Annotated in this window: 22 protein-coding genes; 10 read left to right on the top strand and 12 right to left on the bottom strand. The window is 70.4% G+C overall.

The genetic code is table 11. From position 1 onward, the window contains the following. Positions 1-27: 27 nt before the first annotated feature. Together mltG and ACIREE_RS11910 are read right to left on the bottom strand one after the other, a co-directional pair. Positions 28-864 (bottom strand): endolytic transglycosylase MltG, encoded by an 837-nt coding sequence (gene mltG, locus ACIREE_RS11915; RefSeq protein WP_404149907.1) that lies wholly within the window; start codon positions 862-864, stop codon positions 28-30. Between the two features lie 134 nt (positions 865-998). Then, positions 999-2810, bottom strand: a complete 1812-nt coding sequence (locus ACIREE_RS11910; RefSeq protein ID WP_404149904.1) for an ABC transporter ATP-binding protein — start codon at positions 2808-2810, stop codon at positions 999-1001. A 114-nt stretch (positions 2811-2924) separates the two neighbouring features. Here ACIREE_RS11910 and ACIREE_RS11905 point away from each other — a divergent pair, with 114 nt between their 5' ends. The 3 genes from ACIREE_RS11905 to ACIREE_RS11895 all read left to right on the top strand — a co-directional run bounded on the left by ACIREE_RS11905 (position 2925) and on the right by ACIREE_RS11895 (position 7653). Beyond that, a complete protein-coding gene (locus tag ACIREE_RS11905) occupies positions 2925-3392 on the top strand; it encodes a MarR family winged helix-turn-helix transcriptional regulator (protein ID WP_404149901.1) in 468 nt (155 codons plus the stop codon). A gap of 82 nt (positions 3393-3474) precedes the next feature. After that, complete coding sequence (locus tag ACIREE_RS11900) at positions 3475-6399, top strand: FAD-binding and (Fe-S)-binding domain-containing protein (protein WP_404149898.1); 2925 nt, start codon at positions 3475-3477, stop codon at positions 6397-6399. A gap of 105 nt (positions 6400-6504) precedes the next feature. After that, entirely contained in the window at positions 6505-7653 is a 1149-nt protein-coding gene (locus tag ACIREE_RS11895) for an ArnT family glycosyltransferase (RefSeq protein ID WP_404149896.1), read from the top strand. 13 nt (positions 7654-7666) lie between these two features. Here ACIREE_RS11895 and ACIREE_RS11890 read toward each other — a convergent pair whose 3' ends face one another. Then, positions 7667-8398: a L,D-transpeptidase family protein gene (locus ACIREE_RS11890; protein ID WP_404149893.1), complete on the bottom strand. Its 732-nt coding sequence runs from the start codon at positions 8396-8398 to the stop codon at positions 7667-7669. Between the two features lie 351 nt (positions 8399-8749). Here ACIREE_RS11890 and ACIREE_RS11885 point away from each other — a divergent pair, with 351 nt between their 5' ends. Both ACIREE_RS11885 and ACIREE_RS11880 read left to right on the top strand, forming a co-directional pair. Continuing rightward, positions 8750-10636 carry an ABC transporter transmembrane domain-containing protein gene (locus tag ACIREE_RS11885; protein ID WP_404149890.1) on the top strand — a complete coding sequence of 629 codons (1887 nt, stop codon included), beginning with the start codon at positions 8750-8752 and terminating at the stop codon, positions 10634-10636. Continuing rightward, positions 10633-12432, top strand: coding sequence for an ABC transporter ATP-binding protein (locus tag ACIREE_RS11880; protein ID WP_404149887.1), 1800 nt, complete (start codon positions 10633-10635; stop codon positions 12430-12432). The genes ACIREE_RS11885 and ACIREE_RS11880 overlap by 4 nt, the downstream gene beginning before the upstream one ends. 29 nt (positions 12433-12461) lie before the next feature. On the opposite strand, the gene ACIREE_RS11875 is transcribed toward ACIREE_RS11880, so the two are convergent. After that, a complete protein-coding gene (locus tag ACIREE_RS11875) occupies positions 12462-13256 on the bottom strand; it encodes a metal-dependent hydrolase (RefSeq protein WP_404149884.1) in 795 nt (264 codons plus the stop codon). Positions 13257-13413: 157 nt separating this feature from the next. Here ACIREE_RS11875 and ACIREE_RS11870 point away from each other — a divergent pair, with 157 nt between their 5' ends. Together ACIREE_RS11870 and ACIREE_RS11865 are read left to right on the top strand one after the other, a co-directional pair. Continuing rightward, positions 13414-15927, top strand: a complete 2514-nt coding sequence (locus ACIREE_RS11870; RefSeq protein ID WP_404149881.1) for a DUF3516 domain-containing protein — start codon at positions 13414-13416, stop codon at positions 15925-15927. An 85-nt stretch (positions 15928-16012) separates the two neighbouring features. Beyond that, a complete protein-coding gene (locus tag ACIREE_RS11865; RefSeq protein ID WP_404149878.1) occupies positions 16013-16885 on the top strand; it encodes an acyl-CoA thioesterase in 873 nt (290 codons plus the stop codon). Positions 16886-16946: 61 nt separating this feature from the next. Here the strand turns inward: ACIREE_RS11865 and ACIREE_RS11860 are convergent, their stop codons facing one another. Then, positions 16947-17819: a DUF6397 family protein gene (locus ACIREE_RS11860; RefSeq protein ID WP_404149875.1), complete on the bottom strand. Its 873-nt coding sequence runs from the start codon at positions 17817-17819 to the stop codon at positions 16947-16949. 155 nt (positions 17820-17974) lie between these two features. Beyond that, positions 17975-18388 carry a roadblock/LC7 domain-containing protein gene (locus tag ACIREE_RS11855; RefSeq protein ID WP_404149872.1) on the bottom strand — a complete coding sequence of 138 codons (414 nt, stop codon included), beginning with the start codon at positions 18386-18388 and terminating at the stop codon, positions 17975-17977. A gap of 119 nt (positions 18389-18507) precedes the next feature. On the opposite strand from ACIREE_RS11855, the gene ACIREE_RS11850 reads away from it, so the two are divergent. After that, on the top strand, positions 18508-18936 hold the full coding sequence (locus ACIREE_RS11850; RefSeq protein WP_404149869.1) for a PPOX class F420-dependent oxidoreductase: 429 nt from the start codon (positions 18508-18510) through the stop codon (positions 18934-18936). 12 nt (positions 18937-18948) lie between these two features. Here the strand turns inward: ACIREE_RS11850 and ACIREE_RS11845 are convergent, their stop codons facing one another. Genes ACIREE_RS11845 through ACIREE_RS11825 form a run of 5 tightly spaced genes read right to left on the bottom strand, consistent with a single transcriptional unit; the run spans position 18949 to position 23794 of the window. Then, positions 18949-19557: a GTP-binding protein gene (locus ACIREE_RS11845; protein ID WP_404149866.1), complete on the bottom strand. Its 609-nt coding sequence runs from the start codon at positions 19555-19557 to the stop codon at positions 18949-18951. Then, a complete protein-coding gene (locus tag ACIREE_RS11840) occupies positions 19538-20014 on the bottom strand; it encodes a DUF742 domain-containing protein (RefSeq protein ID WP_404149863.1) in 477 nt (158 codons plus the stop codon). Before ACIREE_RS11840 ends, ACIREE_RS11845 begins: the two co-directional genes overlap by 20 nt. A 17-nt stretch (positions 20015-20031) precedes the next feature. Beyond that, complete coding sequence (locus tag ACIREE_RS11835) at positions 20032-20469, bottom strand: roadblock/LC7 domain-containing protein (protein WP_404149860.1); 438 nt, start codon at positions 20467-20469, stop codon at positions 20032-20034. After that, positions 20466-22979, bottom strand: a complete 2514-nt coding sequence (locus ACIREE_RS11830) for a nitrate- and nitrite sensing domain-containing protein (protein ID WP_404149857.1) — start codon at positions 22977-22979, stop codon at positions 20466-20468. The genes ACIREE_RS11835 and ACIREE_RS11830 overlap by 4 nt, the downstream gene beginning before the upstream one ends. 41 nt (positions 22980-23020) lie before the next feature. Next, positions 23021-23794 carry an MHYT domain-containing protein gene (locus ACIREE_RS11825; RefSeq protein WP_404149853.1) on the bottom strand — a complete coding sequence of 258 codons (774 nt, stop codon included), beginning with the start codon at positions 23792-23794 and terminating at the stop codon, positions 23021-23023. Positions 23795-24009: 215 nt separating this feature from the next. Between ACIREE_RS11825 and ACIREE_RS11820 the strand changes: the two genes are divergently transcribed. Beyond that, positions 24010-24609 (top strand): class I SAM-dependent methyltransferase, encoded by a 600-nt coding sequence (locus ACIREE_RS11820; RefSeq protein ID WP_404149850.1) that lies wholly within the window; start codon positions 24010-24012, stop codon positions 24607-24609. A 10-nt stretch (positions 24610-24619) separates the two neighbouring features. Here the strand turns inward: ACIREE_RS11820 and ACIREE_RS11815 are convergent, their stop codons facing one another. Further along, positions 24620-25372, bottom strand: a complete 753-nt coding sequence (locus ACIREE_RS11815; protein ID WP_404149847.1) for an alpha/beta fold hydrolase — start codon at positions 25370-25372, stop codon at positions 24620-24622. 113 nt (positions 25373-25485) lie between these two features. Here ACIREE_RS11815 and ACIREE_RS11810 point away from each other — a divergent pair, with 113 nt between their 5' ends. Beyond that, positions 25486-26019, top strand: coding sequence for a PadR family transcriptional regulator (locus ACIREE_RS11810; protein WP_404149844.1), 534 nt, complete (start codon positions 25486-25488; stop codon positions 26017-26019). The last annotated feature ends 112 nt before the right edge of the window (positions 26020-26131 follow it).

The following is a 26131-nucleotide window of genomic DNA, read 5'->3' as shown; positions in this document are numbered from 1 at the left end:
GCGACCCCTCCGGGGCCCCAGGGGCCCTCAGCCGTCCTGCTTGGCCTTGCTCTGGTTCTTGTTGAACTCCGCGACGTTCTTCTGCTGCTCGTCGTAGTCGGCGGTGAAGCGGGTGTCGCCCGGCTTGACCGTCACGAAGTACAGCCAGTCGCCCTGCGTCGGGCTGATCGCGGCTTTCAATGCCTCGTCACCCGGGTTTCCGATCGGCGAGGGCGGCAGGCCCATGCGCGCGTAGGTGTTGTACGGGTTGTCGGCCTTGGTCTCCCTGGTGCTGGTGTCCAGGGTGGAGCGGCCGAGCGCGTAGTTGATGGTGGAGTCCATCTGCAGCGGCATGCCGTGGTCGAGCCGGTTGTAGATGACGCGGGCGACCCTGCCCATGTCGTGCTTGTTGTCGGCCTCGGCCTCGATGATGCTCGCGATGGTGATCGTCTGGTAGAGGTTCACCGCGTTCCGGTCGGCGCCCGCTGTCGGCCGACTGCCGTTGAACCTCTTGGTGGCCGTATTGACCATGTACGACAGCACGGACTGCGGGGTCGACTTGGCGTCGAGGGGGTACGTCGCCGGAAAGAGATACCCCTCCGGGTTGCCGCCCGCGTCCCCCGGAAGTTTGAGGCCCGCCCTGGGCACGGCCTTCTTGGTGGTGCCGGCCGGGAGCTCGAGCGCCTTGTCGACGGCGTCGTAGACCTGACCCGAACGCCAGCCCTCCGGGATGGTCAGGGCGGTCGGCCGCCCCTCGTCGCCACCGGACAGGGCCAGCGGAACCGCGACGGCAGTGGCCGCAGCGACAGCCCCGGTCGCGATCAGGGCGACGCGCCCTCTGCGCGTGAGTCGGATCGTGCTCCGTCGCGGAGTCTCGTTCAGCATACCGGCACGATAACCCGCGAATTAGGTCATTCCCGGCACATATTCATATCGGAGCGAGCCCCGGCCCCGGGTGGTCCAGCACACGGTTCGGCGGCGCGGCCACCCGGCTTATGACGCCCCACGCACGCCGCCCCTCACGCTGCCGGCTCCAGCTGGGCGTCGCGCCGGATCAGCGCCGCGTACCGTCCTTCGCTGTCGAGCAGCTCCTCGTGAGTGCCGCGCTCGGCGATGCGGCCACCGTCCAGCACCACGATCTGATCGGCGCCCCGGATCGTGGAGAGACGGTGCGCGATGGTGAGCGTGGTGCGGTCGGCCGACAGGGCGTCGATGGCTTCCTGCACCGCGCGCTCGGTACGGGTGTCCAGGGCGCTGGTCGCCTCGTCGAGGATAAGGATCGGCGGGTCGCGCAGGATGGTCCGGGCGATGGCCAGGCGCTGCTTCTCGCCTCCGGAGAAGCGGTGGCCGCGCTCGCCGACCACGGTGTCGTAGCCGTCGGGCAGTCCGGCTATGTGATCGTGGATCTGGGCGGCCTTGGCCGCCGCGTGCAGCTCCTCGTCGGTGGCACCGGGCTTGGCGAACCGGAGGTTGTCGGCGACCGAGGCGTGGAAGAGGTAGGTCTCCTGCGAGACGACCCCGACGGCGCGCGCGAGAGTGTCGAAGTCCAGGTCGCGCACGTCGACCCCGTCGACCGTGACCCGGCCACCCGTGACGTCGTACAGGCGCGGAACGAGATAGCTGAGCGTGGACTTGCCGGAGCCGGTGGGTCCGACGACGGCGAGGCTGCCACCGGCCGGGACCGTCACGTCGATGCCGTCGAGGATCGGGCCCTGCCGGTCGTCGGCGTCGTACCGGAACTCGACGTCCTCGAACCGGACCTCGCCCTTGACGGTGTCCAGGTGGACCGCGCCCTCGCGCTCGGTGATGTCGACGGGCAGGTCGAGATATTCGAAGATGCGCTGGAACAGGGCGAGCGAGGTCTGGATCTGGACGCCGGTCTGCAGCAGGCTCACCGTCGGCCGGAACAGCCCCTGCTGGAGCGAGACGAACGCGACGAGCGTGCCGATGGAGACGCTCTGACCACCGAGCTGGAACGCGATGCCGGCCGCCCAGTAGATGACCGCGGGCATGGCGGCCATGACGATGCTGATGACGGCCATGCGCCAGCGCCCCGCCATGTTCGACCGGACCTCGAGGTCGACCAGCTGATCCGACTCGTCGGAGAAGGACTTCGTGAGCGAGTCGGCGCGGCCCATGGTGCGGCCCAGCAGAATGCCGCTCACGGAGAGCGATTCGGTGACGGTCGCAGCCATCGCGGCCATCTGCTTCTGACGCTGAGTGGCGATCTTCTTGCGCTCGCGGCCGACCCTGCGGGCTATCCACACGAAGACCGGCAGCAGAAGCAGGGAGACGATCGTGAGGCGCCAGTCGAGGGCGATCATGGCGACGACCGTGGCGATGACACTCGTCAGGTTCGAGACGAGGGACGTCGCGGTGGAGGTCACGGTCGCCTGCATGCCGCCGATGTCGTTGGCGATGCGGGACTGGACCTCGCCGGTGCGGGTCTTGGTGAAGAAGGCGAGCGACATGCTCTGCAGGCGCCCGTACACGGCCGTGCGCAGGTCGTGCATGACGCGCTGACCGACGGTCGTCGAGATCAGGGTCTGCAGCACGCCGAAGACGCTGGTGACGACGGCACTGAGGATCATTCCGAGGGCGAGCAGGCTGAGCAGCCCGGTGCGGCCCTGCGGGATGGCGACGTCGAGGATCTCCTTGAGCAGGAACGGAGTGGCGACCGTGACCAGCGAGGCGGCACCGACGAGCAGGCCGACGAGGGCGAGCCGGGCTCGGTAGGGGTGGAAGAGGGACAGGATGCGGCGGATCTGCCGCGGCTGGTCCGATGCCCGGGCATCGGGCGGCGGCGTCCAGCTGATGTCGTCGCGGGGCATGGGCCTCCTAGGCGCAGGGAGAGCTCGGCACGCAGGTGCCGGGCTCGACTTTGAGGAGCATAGCTCATTGTTACCTATACTCACAATGCACAAAGTCCTGGTAATGTTCCCGGCATGAGTACCCCGGACGCCGACGGCTTCCTCGCCGAGCAGATGTTGCGGCTCACCCGCCGCATGCACCGTATCCAGAGGCGCCAGCTGGAGCCGGTCGGGATCACACCCGCACAGTCCCGGCTGCTGCGCACGCTGGTGCATTACGAGACGCCGCCGCGGATGGCGGATCTTGCCCAGCGCCTGGAGGTCGTGCCGCGTGCGGTGACCAGCGTCGTGGACGGACTGGAGTCCGGGGATCTGGTGCGCCGCGTGCCCGACCCCACCAACCGCCGGGTCATCCGGATCGAGCTGACCGAGAAGGGCCGGGCCGCCCTGCGGGAGCTGCGCAGCGCGCGCCGCGCGGCGGCAGAGGAGATCCTGGCCCCACTGGACACACAGCAGCGCGCCCAGCTGACGGTGTTGCTGAACGCGCTGTTCGAGGCGCCGCGTGACATAAGAGCCGAGTCCCCGCGCGACCACGAGCACTGATCGGGCCACCCACGGAACGATCACTTGTCGGAACGACCCGTCAGATCGAGCCGACCTGAAAGAACGAGGAGAGCGAGAGACCATGCCGCTGCTGGAGCCGAAGCCGGAAGCCCTGCGCCCGGGATCCCGTCCGTCGGGCCCGGCGCCCGACCGGGTCGCGGACGGACAGGCGGGCGGTACGCCCGAGCCGCTGCGCTCGGAGCTGACGCGGCTGCTCGGCGCGGACAAGGTCCTCACGAAGATCTCGGATCTGGTGCGGTACGCCTCGGACGCGAGCCCCTACCGATTCGTGCCCCAGGTCGTAGTGGTCGCCGAGGACATCGACGACGTCTCGGCCGTGCTGTCGTACGCGCACGGCAAGGGCCGAGAGGTCGTCTTCCGCGCGGCGGGCACGTCGCTGAACGGGCAGGCGCAAGGTGAGGACATCCTGGTGGATGTCCGCAGGTTCTGGTCGGGTGTCGAGGTCATCGGCGACGGCGAACGGGCCCGTATCGGCCCCGGCACGACCATCGTGCGGGCCAACGCGACGCTGGCCCGGCACGGTCGGGTGCTCGGCCCTGACCCGGCGAGCGCCATCGCCTGCACGATCGGCGGCGTGGTGGCGAACAACGCGTCGGGGATGACGGCCGGCACGACCCGGAACTCGTACAGGACGGTGGCTTCGCTCACCGTCGTCCTGCCGTCCGGGACGGTCGTGGACACCGCGGACCCGGCAGCCGACGAAGAGCTCACGCACGCCGAACCGGCGCTGTGCGAGGGCCTGTTGTCGATCAAGCGGGAGATCGAGGCGGACGCGGAGCTGACCCGCAGAATCCGCGCCAAGTACGAGATCAAGAACACGAACGGGTACCGCCTCGACGCCTTCCTCGACGGCGGCACACCCGTCGAGATCCTGCGCGGCCTGATGGTCGGATCGGAGGGAACCTTCGGGTTCATCTCCGAAGTCGTCTTCGACACGCTGCCGTTGGACCGGCATGTGTCGACCGCGCTGCTCTTCTTCCCCTCGCTGACCGCGGCCGCCGCGGCGGTGCCCGTCTTCAACGCGGCGGGGGCGCTGGCCGTGGAGCTGATGGACGGCAACACGCTGCGGGCGTCGGTCAGCGTGCAAGGAGTGCCGCAGGACTGGGCCGAGCTGCCGAAGGAGACCACCGCGCTCCTCGTGGAGTTCCGGGCGCCCGACGAGGAGCGGCGGGCCGCCTACGAGGAGGCGGCCGCGAAGGCGCTCGAAGGACTCGAACTCGTCGCGCCCGTAGCCTCGGTGACCAATGCCTTCACGCGCGACGCGAAGACGATCGGCGGCTACTGGAAGGCCCGCAAGGCGTTCGTCACGGCGGTCGGCGGCTCGCGCCCTTCGGGCACGACGCTCATCACCGAGGACTTCGCGGTACCGCCGTCGCGGCTCGCGGAGGCCTGCGAAGCGCTCCTCGATCTGCAGACGCGGCACGGATTCGATGCCGCCGTGGCCGGCCACGCCGCCCACGGCAACCTGCACTTCCTCCTGGCCTTCGACGCGGCCCTGCCCGCGGATGTGGACCGGTACGCGGCGTTCATGGACGAATTCTGTCGCCTGACGGTGGAGCGGTTCGACGGTTCCCTGAAGGCGGAGCACGCCACCGGCCGGAACATCGCGCCGTTTCTTGAGCTCGAATGGGGGCCCAGGGCCACGGAGTTGATGTGGCGCACGAAGCAGATCATCGACCCCGACGGCGTTCTCGCGCCCCGGGTCATCCTCGACCGCGATCCGAAGGCGCATCTGCGCGGGTTGAAGACGATCCCCAAGGTGGAGCTGATCGCCGACCCGTGCATCGAGTGCGGATTCTGCGAACCCACCTGCCCCAGCGAGGACTTGACCACGACGCCGCGGCAACGCATCGTGCTCCGCCGCGAGATGATGCGCCAGCCGTCCGGTTCGCCGGTCGAGGACGCGCTGATCGACGCGTACGGATACGACGCGGTGGACACCTGCGCCGGTGACTCCACCTGCAAACTGGCCTGTCCGGTCGGCATCGACACGGGTGCCTTCATGAAGGGCTTCCGGCATACGCGTCACTCGCCGCGCGAGGAGAAGGTGGCCGCGCTCACCGCGTCCCGCTTCAAAGTCGTCGAGGCGTCCGCGCGGCTCGCCGTGGCCGCCGCGGACAAGATCGGCGACCGGCTGCTCGCCTCCGTGACGCATACGGCCCGGAAGGCGATCCGGCCCGACCTGGTGCCGGAGTGGCTGCCGGAGATCCCGGCCGCGGCGGCGCGGAAGCTGCCCCGCACCGCGCGCGTGGGGGCCACCGCCGTGTACTACCCGGCGTGTGTGAACCGCATCTTCGGCACCCCCGGCGACGTGTCACTCCCCCAGGCCGTCGTCGCGGTCTCCGCGCGCGCGGGCAAGCCGGTATGGATCCCCGAGGACGTCGCGGGCACGTGCTGTGCCACGATCTGGCACTCCAAGGGCTACGACGAGGCCAACACGATCATGGCGAACCGGATCGTCGAAGCTGCCTGGGGCTGGACCGCGGGCGGCCGTCTCCCGCTCGTCGTCGACGCGTCGTCCTGCACCCTCGGCATCGCGCACGAGGTGGTGCCGTATCTCACCGACGACAACCGGGAGTTGCACGCGCAGCTGGCCATCGTCGACTCCCTCGTCTGGGCGTCCGAGGAGCTCCTGCCGCGTCTCACGATCGAGCGCACGATCGGCTCGGCGGTGCTGCACCCCACATGTTCCATGGAACACCTGGGTGACGTGGCCCAGTTGAAGGCGGTCGCCGAGGCCTGCGCCGACGAGGTGGTGATCCCGGACGACGCGGGGTGCTGTGCCTTCGCCGGCGACCGCGGCATGCTGCACAAGGAGTTGACCGAGTCCGCGACCCGCAAGGAGGCCGCGGAGGTCACCTCCCGCGCCTACGACGCGCATCTGTCGGCGAACCGGATGTGCGAGGTGGGCATGGACCACGCGACGGGCCGCTCCTACCACTCCGTCCTTGTGGAGCTGGAGCGCGCGACCAGGCCCGCTCCGTAAGGCGGGCGCCGCGGCTGATCCGCGCAGACCCCGGGCATCGCGCGGGGCCTCGACCCTTCCCGTGCCGCCGGTACGCTCCCGGCGCACCGGGGGAAGGCGGGGGGCATGGGCGAGGATGCCGCGCGAGCGGAGCAGGTCGGGGCGGGACTCGCACCGGTGGCGTGGCGGCCCCTGCTGGTCGTCGCCGCCGCGTACGCCGGAATACTGACCCTGCTCTCGCCCCGATACGGCTACCACCGCGACGAGTTGTACTTCGTCGCCGCGGGCCGCCGCCTCGACTGGGGCTACGTCGATCAGCCGCCGCTCACCCCTGTGCCGGCCCGCGCCTCCACTGCCTTCTTCAGGGACAGCCTGGTCGGGTTGCGCGTGTCCGCGACGCTCGCCGCGGCGGCGACTGTGGTCGTAGTGGTTCTGGTGGCACGGGAGTTGGGCGGCCGACGTGGCGCCCAACTCCTCGCGGCCGTGCTCGCGGGGCTCGGTGCGCAGGTCCTCGCGGTCGGGCACATGGTGTCCACGGCGACGTTCGATCTGCTGGTGTGGGTGACAGTGAGCTGGCTCGTGCTGCGAGTGCTGCGGACCGGGGACGGGCGCTGGTGGCTCGCGGTCGGCGCGGTCACGGGTGTCGGCGTACAGAACAAGTACCTGGTGGTGCTCCTCGTCATCGTGCTGCTCGTGGTACTGCTCGCCGCGGGATGCGAGCCCACGCTGCGCTGGGCGCGGGCCGGTTCGGGACGACGGGCGCTGTTCGTGGGCGCCGTGCTCGTGTCGGCCGCGCTCAACGCCATGATCACGCTGCCCGTGCTGCCGCCCTCCGCCCTGTCCGTGCCGATGGCTCTCAACAAGGAGCAGGGCGAGCAGCTCGGCCGGCCCGAACTGGCCGACGCGGCACGCCGAGGGTGGGCGCGGATCCCGACGGGTGACCGTGCGCGGTCGGTGATCCTCACCGGCAACTATGGCGAAGCGGGCGCCCTGGAGCGGTACGGTCCCGCCCGGGGGATCCCCGCCCCGGACTCGGGCCACATGAGCTACGCCGACTGGGGTCCGCCGCCCGACCCCGCGGACGGGCCCGTCCTCCTCGTCCGGCAGACCGACGCCTCCGGCATCGAGCGGTATTTCACCGGCTGCCGCACGGTCGCCCACGTCGACAACGGCCAGGACGTGAGCAACGAGGAACAAGGCGCGGCGATCGTCCTGTGCGCCGGTCCGGCGCACACGTGGTCACTCCTGTGGCCTTCGTTGCGCCACACCTATTGACGGGGGTCGGCGCTTACGCCTCGAGGTCGGCCTTGTCGCCCATCACGACGACCGGGTGCTGCTTGGGGTCGACCGTCTTGAGCAGGTACTCCATGTCCGCCTTGGACTGGCTCACACAGGCCGACGTCCCGCTGCCGTGGTCCATGTGCAGCCAGATACTGCCGCCCTTGGACTGTCCCTGCGGACGGGTCGGGTCGTTGGGCGGGGTGCCCTTGGCACGGTTGTAGTCGATGGCGATCACGTAGTCGAAGTCGTGCCAGTGCGACTTGGCCCAGTAATGCGGGGCCTGGATCGACGCGGTCTGCGTGTAGGGCAGCTTCGCGCCCGGGTCCGCGAGAACGCCACCGGCGTCGCTCAGCGTGAACACGCCCACAGGGCTGCGCTTGTCGTTCTCCTGGTGGTCCGTCGTCCAGCCCTTCTTGCCGTTGTGCCCGGACCAGCTGCGCTCCTTCTTCCAGGTGTCGCCGGTCTTGGTGTACAGGGCGATGGTCGAGTCCGCCGAGTCCTTGCCGTCGCCGTAGACCGCGACGACCTGCCGCGAGTTCGCCGGGATCTGCTTCTGGTAGCGGTCGCCGATGTCGGGGATGCGCTTGAGGTCGACGGCGCGGGCCTCGTCGCTGCGCCCGTCGTCCCCGGAGCCTTTTCCGCCCCCGGCGTCATCGGCTCCGCACGCCGCCAACGTCGTCAGAAGAACTCCACACGCCGCCATGGCGACACCCGCTCGAACCGCACCCGCACTACGCATGCGCTCCATGGTCGCACCACGAGTCGCGAACCCCCGTGCCGGGCCCGGGGCTGCCGTCGATCCGGGCCGATTCTTTGCCCGTAACCGGAAAACCGTTTGCCTCCGGTCACCGCGGGACGCGAACCTTTCACGGTTTGTTAGGCGCTCCCGCATCCTCCGATCCGCCCCGCCGTCCGGTTCCGCATTCCCCACCCTCACTCCCTCCTCCCTCTCCTCCAACTCCCCTCCCCTCTACTGCCGCCTCGCCCTCCACCTCCCACTCCACCTCTCGCTCCATCTCCACTTCCTTGCCCACCGTCTTCTTCTCCGGAGCAATCGTTCTCCGGATCTCCTTTCGAGCTCTGGGACGTCATGCAGATCTCCGACCTTCCGTATCCCGATCCGGGCGTGCCCGACGCGCGCTCCGGCCCCCGGTTCCTGCTCTGGCTCGGCCGGAACCAGCTCGACGGCCAGCTCAAGTCCCTCGCCTGGGGTCTGCTCCACTTCACCTCGGTCGCCGGTCTGCCGTACGGCGTCGGCTATGCCGTGCAGGCGGTCGTCGACGGCTCCGGTGGCCGCCTCGCCGCTGCGGGCGGGCTGATCGTGCTGCTCGGTATCGCCATCGCGTGCGGCGACACGATGTTGCACCGCACGGCGGTCACGAACTGGATCACCGCCGCAGCCCGCGTGCAGCAGTTGCTGGCCCGTAAGACCGCCGCGCTCGGCGCCGCCCTGACCCGGCGGGTCGCCGCGGGCGAGGTCGTAGCCGTGTCCACCGGCGACGTGGAGAAGATCGGCTGGTTCGTCGAGGCGCTCTCCCGCTTCGCCGCTGCCGCCGTCACCGTCGTCCTCGTCTGCATCAGCTTGCTGGTCTACCAGCCGGCGCTCGGTGTCGTCGTCGCGCTCGGCATGCCGGTGCTCGCCCTCGCGGTGCTGCCGCTGCTGCCCCGCGCCACCCGACGCGCGGACCACCAGCGCGAGAAGGCGGGCCGGGCCACCGAACTCGCCTCGGACACCGTCGCCGGACTGCGCGTGTTGCGCGGCATCGGCGGTGAGGAACTCTTCCTCGACCGCTACCGCCACGCCTCGCAGGAAGTCCGCAAGGCCGCCGTGCGCAGCGCCCGTATGTGGTCGCTGATCTCTTCGGTCCAGGTCCTCCTCCCAGGTCTGCTGCTGATCGTGATCGTCTGGTACGGCGTCCATCTCGCGCGCGAAGGACGGATCACCGTAGGAGAACTGGTGACCGTGTACAGCGCGGTGATGATGCTCAACTACCCCCTGCGGCACTTCGAGGAGATCGCCATGGCGTACTCCTTCTCCCGTCCCTCGGCACAGCGCGCGGCCAGGGTCCTGGCCCTGCAGCGCGTCGTCGAGCCGTCGGGTGGAGTGCGCGACGCGGCCGCTCCGTCCGGGGATCTGTACGACCCCGCGACCGGTCTGCTCGCCCCGGCCGGCCGACTCACCGCCGTGGTGTGCGGCGACCCGGATCTGGCGGGCCGTCTCGCCGACCGGCTCGGTGGCCACGCGACCTTCGACGACTCCGACGGCGAGGACACGAAGACGCCGTCCGTGCTGCTGGGCGGGGTACCGCTCGACGAACTGCCGCTGCACGTGGCGCGCACGGCGGTGCTCGTCCAGGACAAGGACCCGGTGCTGATGTCGGGCACGCTCGCCGAACTGCTCGACGTACCGTCCGCCGGAACCGTCCGCCCCGACGAGGCGCTGGCCGCGGCGCAGTGCTCCGACGTCCTCGCCGCCCTCACACAGGCGTCCCTGGACGACGACCCGCTGGACGCCCGCATCACCGAACGCGGCCGGTCCCTCTCCGGCGGCCAGCGCCAACGCCTTGCTCTGGCCCGCTCCCTGGTCACCGACCCCGAGGCGCTGGTCCTCGACGAGCCGACGTCCGCCGTCGACTCGCACACGGAGGCCCGCATCGCCCAGGGCGTCCGGGCTCTGCGGCGAGGCCGCACGACGGTGGTCCTCAGCTCGTCACCGCTGCTGCTCGACCGGGCCGACCGCGTCGTGTTCGTGTACGACGGCCAGGTGGCCGCGGTCGGCGAACACCGCGAACTGGTGCGCTCCGAGCCCCGGTACCGCGCCGTGGTCACGCGCGAGACCGACGCGGAAGCGGCCGCGGCCCGGTCGGGGGCCGAGCAGAACACCCCGCGCGGCCCGGAGCCGGACATCGCATCCGACACCGCATCCGGCATCGCGTCCGACGTGGACATCGAGATCGACATCGAGGAGACGGCATGATCGGCGTAGCGCCCCCGGCCTACGACCCGGCGGCGCCCACCACGGCAAGCACGCTTCCGGTCGGCGCCCCGGCGACGGTCCGCGCCTATGTGCGCGAGCTGTACCAGCGTCACCGGCGCGCCTTCCTCCTGCTGATCGGTGTGAACACGGCCGCCGTGGTCGCCTCGATGGCGGGCCCCTATCTCTTGGGCGGCGTGATCCAGGACGTGGCGGACGGGACCGGCGGTGCCGGTGCCCTGCAGAGCCTCCACTTGGAACGCACCATCGGCTTGTTCGCGCTCGCTCTCGTGATCCAGGCCGTCTTCGTCCGGCAGGTGCGGCTGCGCGGGGCGATGCTCGGCGAGCGGATGCTGGCGGATCTGCGCGAGGACTTCCTGGTGCGGTCGGTCGGGCTGCCGCCCGGCGTCCTGGAGCGGGCCGGCACGGGCGACCTGCTGTCCCGGATCACCACGGACATCGACCGGCTCGCGAACGCGATGCGGGAGGCCGTGCCCCAGCTGTCCATCGGCGTCGTGTGGGTGGCCCTGCTCATCGGCGGCCTCGCGGTGACCGCGCCACCACTGGCCCCGGCGATCCTCGTCGCGGTGCCCGTCCTGGTGATCGGCTGCCGCTGGTACTTCAAGCGGGCGCCCTCGGCGTACCGCTCGGAGGCCGCCGGCTACGCGGCTGTCGCTGCGGCGCTCGCGGAGACCGTGGACGCCGGGCGCACCGTCGAGGCGCACCGGCTCGGCGACCGACGCGTGGAGCTGTCCGAGCAGCGCGTCAAGGAGTGGACCGCCTGGGAGCGCTACACGCTCTATCTGCGGTCCGTCTTCTTCCCGGTGATCAACGCCGTTCACGTCCTGGTCCTGCTGTCCGTGCTGCTGATCGGCGGTGTCTTCGTCCTGCAGGGCTGGATCGGGGTGGGCCAGCTGACGACGGGCGCGCTCATCGCGCAGATGCTGGTGGACCCGCTGGGTCTGATCCTGCGCTGGTACGACGAGCTCCAGGTCGCCCAGGTGTCCCTGGCCCGCCTCGTCGGCGTGCGCGACATCGAACCGGACGCGGGCGACGCCTCCGTGCGGCCCGAGGGCCGGGACGTCCAGGCCGACGAGGTGCATTTCGGCTACCGCGAGGGCGTCGACGTACTGCGTCAGGTGACCCTCGACGTCGCTCCTGGCACCCGGCTCGCCCTGGTCGGGCCGTCCGGCGCGGGCAAGTCGACGCTCGGCCGACTGCTTGCCGGGATCTACGCGCCCCGGCTGGGGCAGGTCACACTCGGCGGCGCGGAACTCTCCCGGATGCAGGCGGAGCGGGTGCGGGCCCACGTCGCGCTGGTCAACCAGGAGCACCACGTCTTCGTGGGCTCGCTGCGCGACAACCTGCGGCTGGCCCGGACCGGCGCCGAGGATGCCGAGCTGTGGGCGGCCCTCGGGGCGGTCGACGCCGACGGGTGGGCTCGCTCCCTGGCCACCGGGCTCGATACGGAGGTCGGCTCGGGCGGCGTGGCGCTCACCCCGGCGCAGGCCCAGCAGATCGCGCTGGCCCGGCTGGTCCTGGCCGACCCGCACACCCTGGTCCTGGACGAGGCGACGTCGCTGCTCGACCCGCGCGCGGCCAGGAACCTGGAACGCTCGCTGGCCCGCGTCCTCGACGGCCGCACCGTCGTGGCCATCGCGCACCGGCTGCACACCGCCCACGACGCGGATGTCATCGCCGTGATCGAGGAGGGGAGGATCCGGGAGCTCGGCAGCCACGACGAACTGGTCGCTGCCGACGGTGCGTACGCGGCCCTGTGGCGGTCCTGGCACGGATAGGCGGACCGCGGGGCGGTGCGCGGCTGGGCTCAAATGAAGTTGAGCGCGGCCGCGCACCCCACCCCGCCGAGCAGCATGAACACCGGCATGAGCACCTTCAGCTCGATCCAGCTGCCGGCCCGGAAGCGCATCATCTTGGGCGGCCCGATCGGGTACCAGCGCTTGCGGCCGATCGGTATGGGCCACAGGATCGGGCAGCCCGAGACGGTGAGCGCGTCCCCGATGTCGTGCACCAGCGCGCCGAGCACGATGGGCAGGCCCAGCCACAGGTACTCCTGGCCGGGCGCGGTGAACAGCCAGTCCGATCCGTTGCCCGGTTTGTCCAGTATTCCGGCCAGGATCCAGGCGCTGGCCGCCGCGAGCAGCCACACCAGGATGTCGCTGCTGGAGCCCCTGGCGGCCCGCCACAGCAGACCTTCGATGGCGAGCACCATGTGCACGAACAGGATCGCGAGGACAGCCCAGCGCCCCCCGGTGATCGCCGCGAAGGACGCGCCCGCCCCGATCAGGACGGCCCACAGCCACGTATGGGTGAGAGTGCGGTGTCCGCCGGAACGGCGCGGGTCGCCCTGCTTGCGGGTGGCTTTGTAGACGGCGTAGGACAGTTTGTCGACTATCCCGCAGACCGCCCGGGAGATCGGCCCGAAGGCGCGCGAGATGGTCGCCGACTTGTGGTCGAGGTCGGGGGCGAGCGCGGCACCCGCGCAGATCAGCGCTCCCACGAGGACGACCGGCCAGGGCATCGGGTGTCCGGCGGCAGCCGCGGCCGCGCCCACCCCCAGCCAGGCCGCCGCTCCTGACAGCGAGTGTGCCGGTCCCATCATGGTGGTGTTCCGCCCCATTCCTTGTGCGCCGACGCCCCGTTGCCCCCGTCGGGCCGTGCGCGTCCTGACGCTCCGTCGGCGACTCAGCGTAGCGTTCGTGATCTTCGTACGGGCATCCGATTCCCGGATCGGGACGGAAGACAGGCAAGATGGTGACGTGACCCTTATCGATCAGCTCCCGAAGACCGCCGACCCGGACGCCCTCTATGACGCCTTCGAGTCGTGGACCCAGGAGCGTGGTCTCACCCTCTATCCGCACCAGGAGGAGGCGCTGATCGAGGCGGTGTCGGGGGCGAACGTGATCGTCTCGACGCCCACCGGGTCCGGTAAGAGCATGATCGCGGCGGGTGCGCACTTCGCCGCCCTCGCCCGCGACGAGGTCACGTTCTACACGGCTCCCATCAAGGCGCTGGTCTCCGAGAAGTTCTTCGAGCTGTGCAAGATGTTCGGCACGGAGAACGTCGGCATGCTGACCGGCGACGCGTCCGTGAACGCGGACGCGCCCGTCATCTGCTGCACCGCGGAGGTTCTCGCGTCGATCGCGCTGCGGGACGGCGCGCAGGCCGACATCGGCCAGGTCGTCATGGACGAGTTCCACTTCTACGCGGAGGCGGACCGCGGCTGGGCCTGGCAGATCCCGCTGCTCGAGCTGCCGCAGGCACAGTTCATCCTGATGTCGGCAACGCTCGGCGACGTCGCGATGTTCGAGAAGGACCTCGCGCGGCGCACCGGCCGTCCGACCTCGGTGGTCCGCTCGGCGACCCGCCCGGTCCCCCTCTCCTACGAGTACCGGCTCACGCCCCTCACGGAGACCCTGACCGAGCTGCTCGAGACGAAGCAGGCGCCGGTCTACATCGTGCACTTCACGCAGGCGCAGGCGGTCGAACGGGCCCAGGCGCTGATGAGCATCAACATGTGCACGCGCGAGGAGAAGGACAAGATCGCCGAGCTGATCGGCAACTTCCGCTTCACCACCAAGTTCGGCCGCAACCTGTCCCGTTACGTACGGCACGGTATCGGCGTCCACCACGCCGGCATGCTGCCCAAGTACCGTCGGCTCGTCGAAAAGCTCGCCCAGGCAGGCCTGTTGAAGGTCATCTGTGGTACCGACACCCTCGGCGTGGGCGTCAACGTCCCCATTCGCACGGTGCTGTTCACGGCCCTCACCAAGTACGACGGCACCCGCGTCCGTACGCTGCGCGCCCGCGAGTTCCACCAGATCGCGGGCCGCGCCGGACGCGCCGGCTTCGACACGGCCGGCTTCGTCGTGGCCCAGGCGCCCGAGCACGTCGTCGAGAACGAGAAGGCGCTCGCAAAGGCCGGCGACGACCCGAAGAAGCGCCGCAAGGTCGTCCGCAAGAAGGCCCCGGAGGGCTTCGTCAGCTGGACGGAGGGCACCTTCGACAAGCTGATCACATCCGACCCGGAGCCGCTGACCTCCCGCTTCCGTGTCACGCACACGATGCTCCTGTCGGTCATCGCCCGCCCGGGCAACGCCTTCGAGGCCATGCGCACGCTGCTCGAGGACAACCACGAGTCGCGCAGGGCCCAGCTCCGGCACATCCGCCGCGCCATCGCGATCTACCGCTCGCTGCTCGACGGCGGCATCGTCGAGAAGCTGGACCAGCCGGACCCGACAGGCCGCATCGTGCGCCTCACCGTCGACCTGCAGCAGGACTTCGCACTGAACCAGCCGCTGTCGACCTTCGCTCTCGCCTCGTTCGACCTGCTCGACCAGGAGTCGCCGTCGTACGCGCTCGACATGGTGTCGGTTGTGGAGTCCACGCTCGACGACCCGCGGCAGATCCTGCACGCCCAGCAGAACAAGGCGCGCGGTGAGGCCGTCGCCCTGATGAAGGCGGACGGTGTGGAGTACGAGGAGCGCATGGAGCGTCTCCAGGACATCTCGTACCCCAAGCCCCTGGAGGAGCTGCTCTTCCACGCGTACAACACGTACCGCACGAGCCACCCGTGGGTCGGCGACCACCCGCTGTCGCCGAAGTCCGTCATCCGTGACATGTACGAACGGGCGATGACCTTCACGGAGTTCGTCTCCTACTACGAGCTCGCGCGCACCGAGGGCATCGTCCTTCGCTACCTGGCGAGCGCGTACAAGACGCTCGACCACACCGTGCCCGACGACCTGAAGTCGGAGGATCTGGAGGACCTGATCGCCTGGCTCGGCGAGATGGTGCGCCAGGTCGACTCCAGCCTGCTGGATGAGTGGGAGCAGCTCGCCAACCCCGAGGTGATGACGGCCGAAGAGGCGCAGGAGAGGGCCGACCAGGTCAAGCCGGTCACGGCGAACTCCCGCGCGTTCCGTGTCCTGGTCCGCAACGCCATGTTCCGCCGCGTCGAACTGGCCGCGCTCGACCACGTCGAAGAGCTCGGCGAGATGGATGCCGAGTCGGGCTGGGACGCGGATGCATGGGGTGACGCCATGGACAAATACTGGGACGAGTACGAGGACCTCGGGACGGGACCCGACGCCCGTGGCCCCAAGCTGCTCATGATCGAGGAAGACCCGGAGCACGGTCTGTGGAAGGTCCGACAGACCTTCGCCGACCCGAACGGCGACCACGACTGGGGCGTCAGCGCCGAAGTCGATCTCGCCGCCTCCGATGCCGAAGGCCGTGCCGTCGTCCGGGTCACGGACGTCGGCCAGTTGTAGATCCCGGACCGGGCGGCGGACAGCCAGGTCCGCCCGCGTCCACGCGCCGGAACAGTCCGGCCGCGCACACGAGAGAGAACCACGCATGACGAATCCTGCGGAACGGCTTGTCGACCTGCTCGACCTGGAGCAGATCGAGGTCAACATCTTCCGCGGACGCAGCCCGCAGGAGTCCCTGCAGCGGGTCTTCGGCGGACAGGTCGCGGGCCAGGCCCTGGTCGCGGCGGGCCGCACCACGGACGGCGACCGCCCCGTGCACTCGCTGCACGCGTACTTCCTGCGCCCGGGCCGCCCCGGTGTGCCCATCGTGTACCAGGTCGAACGGGTCCGTGACGGCCGCTCGTTCACCACCCGCCGGGTCACCGGCGTGCAGCAGGGTCGCACGATCTTCAATCTCACCGCCTCCTTTCACAAGCCCGAGGAAGGGGCCTTCGAGCACCAGTTGCCGCCGGCCCGTGAGGTGCCGGATCCGGAGTCGCTGCCGACGATCGCCGACGAGATCAGGGGCCATCTCGGCGCCCTGCCCGAGGCGTTGGAACGCATGGCGCGCCGCCAGCCCTTCGACATCCGGTATGTCGACCGGCTGCGCTGGACCCCCGAGGAAATCAGCTCCGCCGAGCCGCGCAGCGCCGTGTGGATGCGCGCCGTGGGCCCGCTGGGCGACGACCCGCTCGTGCACACCTGCGCGCTCACCTACGCGAGTGACATGACGCTGCTCGACGCGGTGCGACTGCCGATCGAACCGCTGTGGGGGCCGCGCGGCTTCGACATGGCCTCGCTCGACCACGCCATGTGGTTCCACCGTCCTTTCCGTGCCGATGAGTGGTTCCTCTACGACCAGGAGTCGCCCATCGCGACGGGCGGCCGGGGGCTGGCCCGCGGTCGCATCTACGACGTCGAGGGGCGCCTGCTGGTCTCCGTCGTCCAGGAGGGACTGTTCCGAAAGCTCGAAGGCTGACGGGCCCCCAGCGATCGAGCGGTGCGCCGAGGGCCTCGACGCCGTAGAGGGCACCGCTTGGTCAGCCTCGTCTGCCGAGCAGCCTGCCCCACAGCCCCCGCACCGGTTCCACGGCCGCGGGCCGCGGTTCCGGAACGCTCGGGGCCACGGGCTCGAACTCCGGCGCAGGTGCCGATTCGCGCGTCGTGGGCCGCGGTGCGGGGCGCAGCCGCCGCGCCTCCGACAGACTCAGCAACAGGTTCGCCCGCAGCCAGCTGATCTCGTTCGGATCGTCGGCGATCAGGATCCGCTCGACGACCCGCGCCGTCGGCGACTCCGGCGCCCCGTACCAGGACTCCTCAGGTCGAAGGCGATGCAAGTAGGCGCGCTCGTAGGGGTTCTCGACGAGGTCGGGGAGCTGAGTCGGGTCCAGGAGCGTCGCCATCGCGGCGGCCCGGTCCCATGGGTCACCGCACTGCCCCAGCAGATACCCGGCGTGCCGGGCCCGCCACCTCCGCGGCCTCAGGTCCTCCCCCGCCGAGAGCCGGGCGCGCATCTTGTCCGGTGCGCGGCCGGTCAGGAGCGGTGCGTGGAGCTCGGACTCCGCGAACTCCCGTAGCTCCTCGGCGAGGTACAGCCACACCACGGTCCGATAGCGATTGAGGTAGAACTTGGCCGGGATGAGCAGACCGGCGCGGGCGAGCCGGGTGAATCGGGTCGGCGGGATCTCCATGAGGTGCGCGCCCTCCGCGGTCCCCACCACCCTCACCTGCTCGCGCAACGCTTCCGGGAAGCCCTCGGTGTCGCGGATCCGCTCGATCTCCTCGCGGGACACGCGGCGCCTTCCGCCGTCCCGCGCCGCGACCGTCCGGATACGGCCGAGACGTACGGCGAGGTCGAACTCGCCTCGTTTCAGCCCCAGTTCGCGGGCTGCGCTGCCCTGAGGCCTGGTCATGATGTCGCCTTGCACGATGGTTCTCCCCCGTCGGTCGATGACCTGCGGTCACCCTCCGTGACCGCTCGGGAAAACCGTAGCCCGGACCGGGAATCTCCGTCCGGGCCTGTGGACAACCCTGCCGCGCCCACCCCGACCGGCCGCTTTACCGCAGGTCAGGGCTCCCTGACCGGCGTCCGACCGGGGTGTCGGGCGTCGACGGCCAGATGCTCACCGACCCGGTTGACGAGCAGGGTCATCTCGTACGCGACCTGACCGATGTCGGCCTCGGCGGAGCTGAGCACGCACAGGCAGCTGCCGTCACCCGCGGCGGTGACGAAGAGCACCGCATCATCGAACTCGATCATCGTCTGGCGTACGCCTCCGGCGCCGAAGTGCCGGCCCGATCCCTTGGCGAGGCTGTGCAGTCCGGACGAGACCGCCGCGAGGTGCTCGGCGTCCTCGCGGCGCAGCTCCGAACTCGCTCCGGTCACGAGGCCGTCGTTGGACAGGACCAAGGCGTGCCGCACATGTTCGACGCGCTGCGTCAGGTCGTCCAGCAGCCAACCCAGTCCTATGTTCTGCCCCATGATCCTGTCTCCCCGCTTCCTGTGGCTCCCCATGCCCCCGGGAGGACCGCTCCCCTGCCCGGAGGATCTCTCGCGCAAGCCTTCCCCACGGTCGGCGTCCGGGCAAGCAGGATGGCCCCATGGCACACAAGATGACCGATGAGGAATGGCGGGCCTTCGTCTCCGAAGGCACCCGCACCGCCAAGCTGTCCACCGTGCGGGCCGACGGCAGCCCGCACATCGCACCCGTCTGGTTCGTCCTGGACGGACGCGACATCCTGTTCAACACCGGCAAGGAGACGGTCAAAGGCCGCAATCTGGCGCGCGACGGGCGTATGGCCCTGTGCGTCGACGACGAGCGGCCGCCGTTCTCGTTCGTGACGATCCAGGGCCGGGCCGAACTCAGCGAGGACCCGGCGGAATTGCTGGATTCGGCCACCCGGATCGGCGGCCGGTACATGGGTGGGGACCGCGCAGAGGAGTTCGGCCGGCGCAACGCCGTGCCGGGCGAACTCGTCGTACGCGTACGGGTCGAGAAGGTCGTGGCCATGGGCGACGTCGCCGACTGAAGCGGCCGCGGCTCAGCCGACGGAATCGAGCAGCCGGGCGGTGTGCACTCGCCCGGCGTACTCGACCAGCCTGATCAGCACCTCCTTCCCGGAGTCCCGGTCGCGCGCGTCGCACAGCACCACTGGCGTCCCGCGGTCGAGGTCGAGGGCGCGTGCCACTTCGTGCGCCCCGAACCCCCTTGCCGCCGCGAAACAGTTGACCGCCACGACGAACGGGATGCGTCGGTGCTCGAAATAGTCCACGGCGGGGAAACACTCCTCGAGCCGTCGGGTGTCCGCGAGGACGACGGCGCCGAGCGCGCCCTGGGACAGTTCGTCCCACAGGAACCAGAACCGGTCCTGGCCCGGCGTGCCGAACAGGTAGAGCGACAGACCGGACCTGATCGTGATGCGGCCGAAGTCCATGGCGACGGTCGTGGTGGTCTTGCGCTCCACCACCGTCGTGTCGTCCACGGACTGGCCCGCCTCGCTGAGTTGTTCCTCGGTGCGCAGGGGGCGGATCTCGCTGACCGCGCCGACCAGGGTGGTCTTGCCCACCCCGAATCCGCCCGCCACCAGAATCTTCAGAGCCAGGTCGGCGGATGCGTCGGGGGCCGTGCCGTCAGAGTGCTCGGAGCCCATCGATGACCTCTCTCAGAATCTTCTCGTCCGGTAGCTGGGCGGGCGGCACCGGCCTGCTGACCTTGACGCAGGCCAGTTCCAGCAGGTCGCCGAGGAGCACCCGGACCACCCCCACGGGCAGTTCGGTGCCGGCGGCGAGTTCGGCGACCGACTGTGTCTCGGCCCGGCACAGCTCGATGATCGAGCGGTGCTCGGGCCCGAGGGCGGTGTCGTCGTGCGCGGCGGGCGCGGCGGAGTCGAGCGACACGAGGGCGATCAGGTCGAAGTGCGCGGCCCGGGGGCCGGCCGTGGTCCGTCCGCCGGTCATCGCATAGGGGCGGACCAGCGGGCCGGCCTCGTTGTCGAACCACTGGCTGCCCGGGTCGTGAGGGCTGCCGCGCTTCTCGTGGCCCTGATGGGGGCCACCGTCGTACGCCCCCGCGTCCCGGTACGTTTCTTCGAACATGTCCTCGTCCATGGCGCCCGCCGTATCCGTCAGCCCGCGGTCGGTGGGTGCCCGGCGAGCCTGGGTGCCGTGTAGAGGTGTTCGCCGACCCTTTTGACCAGGCGCGCCATCTCGTAGGCGACGAGTCCGATGTCGGCGGTGACGGTGCTCAGGACGGCCAGGCAGGAACCGTCGCCCGCGGCGGCCACGAAGAGAAAGCCGTCGTCCATCTCGACCATCGTCTGCCGCACCCCTCCCGTACCGAAATGCCGTCCTGTCCCCTTGGCGAGACTGTTGAACCCGGAGGCGACGGCGGCCAGATGCTCGGCGTCCTCACGGCCGAGGCCGGTGGACGCGCCGACTGCCAGGCCGTCGTTGGACAGGACGACGGCATGCCGCAGTTCGGGCACGCGGAGCACCAGGTCGTCAAGGAGCCAGTCGAGTTCGCCGGAGCCGTGCCCCGTGCCGGTGGTGCTTTCCTTGATCATGTGAGGTCTCCTTCAGTGCTGTCACTGCCCGACGGGCGTCCGCCGCCTCTGGCCCAGCCGTCCCGGTAGGACGCCATACGGGCCCGGACCTGTTCGGGGGTGCGTTCGTCGGGCTCCGGCGCACGCGCGGATGCGGATGCGGCCTGTGCGTCGGGGCGTTCGCGCAGTTGAGGTGCGAGGTTCGCCTGCCGTACGCGGCGCGGGAGCCCGTCCTCGGGCGGGGTGTCGTCCTGCTCCTCGACCGGTGGCTTTCGCAGCCGTAGAGCGGTGACGCCCGGTGGGTGCTGCGTCTCCTTCGGGTCGGGGCCCGGCGAGGGGGCGAGGGCGGGACGCGGGGCGGGTGCGGGGACGGAATTGCCATTCATGGGCGCCGCTTCGGGCTCGGGCACGCGCGCGTAGCGGCGCTCCTCTTCGGACGGTGCGGGGTTGCGGCTGTCCTTCGGCTCGCTGTCCTTGTGCAACAAGGAGGTGGGCAGCAGGACGACCGCGTTGGTGCCTCCGTAGGGCGACGTACGTAAGTGCACCTTGATGTCGTGACGATCGGCGAGCCTGCTGACCACGAAGAGGCCGAGCCGGTCGCTGTCGAACAGGTCGAGCGCTTCGGCGTGCTCGATACGGTTGTTCGCCTCGGCGAGGGTCTCCTTGCCCATGCCGAGACCGCGGTCCTCGATCTCGATCGCGTATCCGTTGCCGACGGATTCGCCGCTGATGCGCACCTTTGTGTGCGGGGGCGAGAACTGGGCCGCGTTCTCGACGAGTTCGGCCACCAAGTGGGTGAGGTCGGCGACCGCGGCACCCGTCACGTTGGCGGCGGCCAGATGGCGTACCTCCACGCGCGCGTAGTCCTCGATCTCGGAGACCGCGGCCCGTACGACATTGGTCAGCGGAACCGGTCTCCGCCAGGCCCGGCCGGGCGCGGCTCCGGAGAGGATGATCAGGCTCTCCGCGTGGCGTCGCATACGGGTCGTGAGGTGGTCGAGGCGGAAGAGATCGCCGAGCTCGTTCGGATCCTCCGCACGGCGTTCCATGGTGTCCAGAAGGCCGAGCTGGCGGTGGACGAGGGTCTGGCTGCGGCGGGCGAGGTTGACGAAGACACCGGAGATGCCGCTGGCGAGTTCGGCGCGCTCGACGGCGGCGAGCAGGGCCGCGCGGTGCACGGTGGTGAGCGCTTCGTGGACCTGGCCGATCTCGTCCTCGGCCGGCTGCCCTCGGGGCGCCTCCGCCTCGACATCGACGTCTTCACCGGCACGCAACTTGACCATGGCGCGCGGGAGTTGACGACCGGCGATCTCCAATGCGGTGTTGCGCAGACCGACCAGCTCGACGACGAGGCCGCGGCCGATGCGTACGGAGATGACCAGCGAGGCGGCGACGGCGATGAGGCCGAACAGGACCGCTGCCCCCGCGGGTGTGAGCAGCCCCCTGGCGAACGGGTCGGCCCGGTCGGCAGCGCCGCGCGCGGCATCGGACGCAAGGGCGTGCATGCCGTCCTGCACGGCCGCATGTGCCCTGTCCCACGTCTGTGCGGATGTCGCGTCGAGTGCCTTGGCCCCCGGTCGCGCGATGAGCGTCCGGTCCTCGACAGCGCGCACGTCGCCGTACGCGCTTCCCTTCGCGAGGTGGTCCCACGCGGCTTGTTCGGGCCCGCGCAGATCGGCGGCGGCCGCGTCGGCAAGCGCCCGGCGGGTGTCGACGGCGCCGGTGAACAGGCGCAGACGCTCGCCGTCCAGCGTCCCGGCGAGGCGGGCGCTCGTCACGACGGCGTCCTCACGGGAGAGCATTTCGGCGGAGCGGGCGAGCTCGAGCAGTACGCGCGCGTCGGAGCCGAGTTCGCTGTCCTGTATGCCGGTCAGTCCTCCGCTCACCATGTAGGCGCCGCCGATGGTCTTCGTGTACTGCCCGTATGCGGTGTCCCAGCCCGTACGTCGCTCCAGTACGGCAGTACGCAGATTCCGCAGTCGCTCGCTGTCGCCGACGAAGGCGCCGAGTCGCCCGGCCACTGTGTGGGGCAGGTCCGCGCCGTCCGCGACGGTGTTGGTCCTGCCGAGACGGAGGGCCGCGACGGCGCGATCGGTGGTGTTCGCGAGCCTCTTGAGGTCGTCGCCGCGCTCCGGTGCGGGATCGGTCGCATAGCCGACGGCGGCGGTGCGCTCCGCCTGGAGGGCAGCCACCGCGGCGGCCACGGGTTCGCGCACCGAGGCGTCGACGCGCTGGAGTCGGGTGAGCCGCGCGATGTCCTGCGCGGTGCTCACGGTGGCGTAGGCCCACAGGGCGAGCAGGGAGACCACGGGCACCATGAGGAGACAGACGATCTTCGCCCGGATGGTGCGGGGGCGCAGATACCTGCTGCCCCCGCGCGTGGGTGGCCCGGTTCGAGGCGATGTCACCGTCGTATCGGAGTCCTCTTCGGCGGGCGGCCCAGCGTGCGCGCGACGCCCACGCGCGGAAGACACGAAGGGCGCGGCTACCTGCGGCGGGCCGGAGCTGGTCGTTGAGCGGGGCGGGCGCATGGCCTCCTCGATCCGGGGTCTGGGGCGGGGGCGCGGGCCGGTCAACGGACCGCGTTCCCCACAGGCGGTGCGGCCGCTGCGGAGGCTTCCCGCTCGTCCACGGTCGGGGACAGCGCGACGAACGCCGAGGTCAGGAACAGGTAGGAGCCGAGGCCCACGGCGAGCGGGAAGATGAACTGCATCGCCGAGGCACCGGGCAGCGCGGCCGAGGAGGGCGCCACGCGCACGCTCACCGCGATCATTCCGGTGTAGTGCATGCTGCTCACGGCACCGCCCATCACCAGGGAAGCGACCGCGACGGCGGCGGGCGACTTGATGTTCAGACCGGCCCACAGGGCGGCGGTCGCCGCGACGACGGCGATCACCACCGAGAGCGTGACCAGCAGCGGGTCGTAACTGACGCGGCCGTGCAGGCGCAGGGCCGCCATGCCGAGGTAGTGCATGCTGGCGACGCCCAGTCCGGTGGTGAGGCCGCCGAGTGCGAGGGCGCGCCCTCGGTCACGGCCGTAGCCGACAGCGAAGATCCCGACACCGACAACGGCCACGGCGACGACGAGGCTCAGGACAGTCAACGGGACGTTGTAGCGGATGTCGGTGCCGCTCACGCCGAATCCGAGCATGGCGACGAAGTGCATCGTCCAGATGCCGGTGCCGATGGCGGAGGCCGCGGTGAAGAGCCAGTTGCGGCGGGCCCGCCCCGTGGCGCTCAGGGCCCGCACGGTGCAGCGCAGTCCCAGCGCGGAGCCGATGCACGCCATCGCGTACGACAGCACGGGGGTAAGCCAGCCGAATGCGGCGTGGTCCAGATGTCCCATGGCCCGGGAAGCTAGTCGTGGTGGGGGCGCACAACAGGGGCGCATTTCGAAAGCTGTTGCAAGATGACAGAGAAGCTCTCTGAACGACCGCATCAGGGTCGAACGCGTGCACCGCACGTGCATGCGATGGTTTCGGTTCGGATAGGGATCTTTCGACCCGGGGTCCCTCGTTCGTGGAGCGCCGGCCCTCGGTCGGCTGCGCAATCATGGAGCGCATGAGCGATGACCCCACACGTGTGCAGGAGTTCTTTGCGGCCCGGGCCGCCGGCTGGGACGCCCGCTTCCCCGACGACGGTCCGGCCTATGCCGCCGCGGTGGCCGCACTGGGCCTCCGCTCCGGCGGCCGGGTGCTCGACGCGGGCTGCGGCACCGGGCGTGCGCTGCCTGCGCTGCGTGCGGCCGTGGGGCCCTCCGGCGGGGTGCTCGGCGCCGATCTGACCCCGGCCATGCTGGCGGCCGCCGTACGCGCAGGCCGGGACCGCGCGGGGCAGTTGCTGCAGGCGGACGTGGCGCGCCTGCCGCTGCGCACGGGAACACTGGACGCGGTGTTCGGAGCGGGACTCATCTCCCATCTGCCGCAGCCGGCCGAAGGTTTCCGCGAGTTGGCGCGCGTGGTGCGCCCGGGCGGACTGCTCGCGCTCTTTCATCCGATCGGGCGGCGAGCCCTTGCCGCGCGCCATGGGCGGCAGCTCACCCCTGACGACCTACGGGCCGAGCCCAACTTGCGTCCGCTGCTTGCCGGTTCAGGCTGGCGCTTGGACTCGTACGTCGACGAGGACACGCGCTTCCTGGCGTTGGCGGTACGCGAGGGCTGAGCAGCCCCGGCTACCCCTTGACGGCCGCCGCGAAGGCATCCGGGTTGTCGAACATGACGTTGTGTCCCGCGTCCGGCACCTCCACCACCTGAACACCGGAGGCCGACAAGCCTTCTCTGCCCGGGAGCGCGCCGGTGCGTACGCCCTGGAGGTAGACCCGGTCGACCTTCGAGTCCTGCAGCATCTGGCGCATCGTCGGCTCCGTCCCGCGGACGAGGCCGACCGCGGAGCGGTGCAGGGCGAGCGGGTCGGCGAGGCGCATGGTGGCAGCCCACAGCGGGCCGACCTTCTCGAGCACGCGCGTGTGGCCGCCACCCGTCACGTACGCGCCTTCTTCATAGCTCGCGATGCCGCTGCTGCCTACTGTGGGGCGCGGGTGGGGATCGAGGTTCCCTTCGGTGACGACGAGTCTTGCGACGAGGTCGGCTCGCCGATGCGCCAGAACGATCGCCACGGCTCCGCCCATGCTGTGCCCGACGAGCTCCGCGCCGCTCACCTCCGCCGCGTCGAGCGCGGCAGCCAGCGCGTCGGCGTGCTCCTCCAGGGTGTAGCCGAAGTCGGCGGGGCGGTCACTGATGCCGTGCCCGGGCAGATCCACGAACAGCGAGCGCCGGCCCGCCAGTTCGGGTCGGGCGGCGATGTGCGCGTAGTACACCGTCGAGGCCGAGCCGAGCCCGTGGACGTAGACCCGCGCGGGTTCCTCGCCCGCCGCCTCGGTCCAGCGGATCCGGCTCCCCTGCGTGTCGAACTGCGCTTGCCGCATGACGTCCTCCTTGTTCGTGTAGTCGCCCTGCCTTCGTCCCGACAATACATCGGTAACGTAGTACTACGTCAACGATGTACCGCGTAGACGTCCTAGTGCGACACAATGGCGGCATGCTCGAACTCGCCGTCCTCGGATTCCTCTACGACGCATCACTGCACGGCTACGAACTGCGCAAGCGCATCACCGCACTTACCGGGCACGTCCGCCCCGTCGCGGAGAGCACCCTCTACCCGGCGATCAAGCGCTTGGAGAAGGCGGGGCTGCTCGCGCGCGAGACGCAACCGGGGGCTGCCGCGGCGCCCCGGCACGTCCTGAGCCTCACCGAGGAGGGCCGTCGGGAGCTGCGGCGCAGGCTGCGTGAGCCGGCCCGGTCCGACATCACCGACGAGAACCGCTGGTTCACCGTGCTCGCCTTCCTGCGCCACCTGGACGACCCTCAGGAGCAGGCGGACGTACTGCACCGCCGACTCGACTTTCTGGAAGAGCCCGCGAGCTTCTTCTACGAGGGCGAACGCCCGCTGCGTGCCGAGGAGTTCAAGGATCCATTCCGACGGGGGATCCTCACCATCGCGCGGGCGACGAGCCGCGCCGAACTCGCCTGGCTGCGTGACACCCTCAAGGCCCTGGAATCGGCGGGCTGCTGACTCACGTCGGGACGGCGCCACCCCGCCCCTCCTCTGCCACCATGGGGGCAACTCCACATGGGTACAGGCCGCTGGCGGGCCGGTGACCGCCCGGCCATCGGCAGGGGGACGG

Source organism: Streptomyces sp. NPDC102467 (assembly GCF_044765445.1).
Taxonomy (GTDB): Bacteria; Actinomycetota; Actinomycetes; order Streptomycetales; family Streptomycetaceae; genus Streptomyces.
Note: the sequence above shows the minus strand (reverse complement) of the source record. Positions and strands in the feature narration are given on the sequence as shown.

Excerpts from the sequence above, each read along its gene's own strand:
- ACIREE_RS11810 (WP_404149844.1), top strand. The coding sequence starts at position 25,486 with ATGCTCGAACTCGCCGTCCTCGGATTCCTCTACGACGCATCACTGCAC.
- ACIREE_RS11880 (WP_404149887.1), top strand. The coding sequence starts at position 10,633 with ATGATCGGCGTAGCGCCCCCGGCCTACGACCCGGCGGCGCCCACCACG.
- ACIREE_RS11890 (WP_404149893.1), bottom strand. The coding sequence starts at position 8,398 with ATGCGTAGTGCGGGTGCGGTTCGAGCGGGTGTCGCCATGGCGGCGTGT.
- ACIREE_RS11845 (WP_404149866.1), bottom strand. The coding sequence starts at position 19,557 with ATGGGCTCCGAGCACTCTGACGGCACGGCCCCCGACGCATCCGCCGAC.
- ACIREE_RS11840 (WP_404149863.1), bottom strand. The coding sequence starts at position 20,014 with ATGGACGAGGACATGTTCGAAGAAACGTACCGGGACGCGGGGGCGTAC.
- ACIREE_RS11895 (WP_404149896.1), top strand. The coding sequence starts at position 6,505 with ATGGGCGAGGATGCCGCGCGAGCGGAGCAGGTCGGGGCGGGACTCGCA.
- ACIREE_RS11850 (WP_404149869.1), top strand. The coding sequence starts at position 18,508 with ATGGCACACAAGATGACCGATGAGGAATGGCGGGCCTTCGTCTCCGAA.
- ACIREE_RS11885 (WP_404149890.1), top strand. The coding sequence starts at position 8,750 with ATGCAGATCTCCGACCTTCCGTATCCCGATCCGGGCGTGCCCGACGCG.
- ACIREE_RS11910 (WP_404149904.1), bottom strand. The coding sequence starts at position 2,810 with ATGCCCCGCGACGACATCAGCTGGACGCCGCCGCCCGATGCCCGGGCA.
- ACIREE_RS11825 (WP_404149853.1), bottom strand. The coding sequence starts at position 23,794 with ATGGGACATCTGGACCACGCCGCATTCGGCTGGCTTACCCCCGTGCTG.
- ACIREE_RS11835 (WP_404149860.1), bottom strand. The coding sequence starts at position 20,469 with ATGATCAAGGAAAGCACCACCGGCACGGGGCACGGCTCCGGCGAACTC.
- ACIREE_RS11905 (WP_404149901.1), top strand. The coding sequence starts at position 2,925 with ATGAGTACCCCGGACGCCGACGGCTTCCTCGCCGAGCAGATGTTGCGG.
- ACIREE_RS11855 (WP_404149872.1), bottom strand. The coding sequence starts at position 18,388 with ATGGGGCAGAACATAGGACTGGGTTGGCTGCTGGACGACCTGACGCAG.
- ACIREE_RS11830 (WP_404149857.1), bottom strand. The coding sequence starts at position 22,979 with ATGCGCCCGCCCCGCTCAACGACCAGCTCCGGCCCGCCGCAGGTAGCC.
- ACIREE_RS11820 (WP_404149850.1), top strand. The coding sequence starts at position 24,010 with ATGAGCGATGACCCCACACGTGTGCAGGAGTTCTTTGCGGCCCGGGCC.
- ACIREE_RS11815 (WP_404149847.1), bottom strand. The coding sequence starts at position 25,372 with ATGCGGCAAGCGCAGTTCGACACGCAGGGGAGCCGGATCCGCTGGACC.
- ACIREE_RS11900 (WP_404149898.1), top strand. The coding sequence starts at position 3,475 with ATGCCGCTGCTGGAGCCGAAGCCGGAAGCCCTGCGCCCGGGATCCCGT.
- ACIREE_RS11860 (WP_404149875.1), bottom strand. The coding sequence starts at position 17,819 with ATGACCAGGCCTCAGGGCAGCGCAGCCCGCGAACTGGGGCTGAAACGA.
- ACIREE_RS11875 (WP_404149884.1), bottom strand. The coding sequence starts at position 13,256 with ATGATGGGACCGGCACACTCGCTGTCAGGAGCGGCGGCCTGGCTGGGG.
- mltG (WP_404149907.1), bottom strand. The coding sequence starts at position 864 with ATGCTGAACGAGACTCCGCGACGGAGCACGATCCGACTCACGCGCAGA.
- ACIREE_RS11865 (WP_404149878.1), top strand. The coding sequence starts at position 16,013 with ATGACGAATCCTGCGGAACGGCTTGTCGACCTGCTCGACCTGGAGCAG.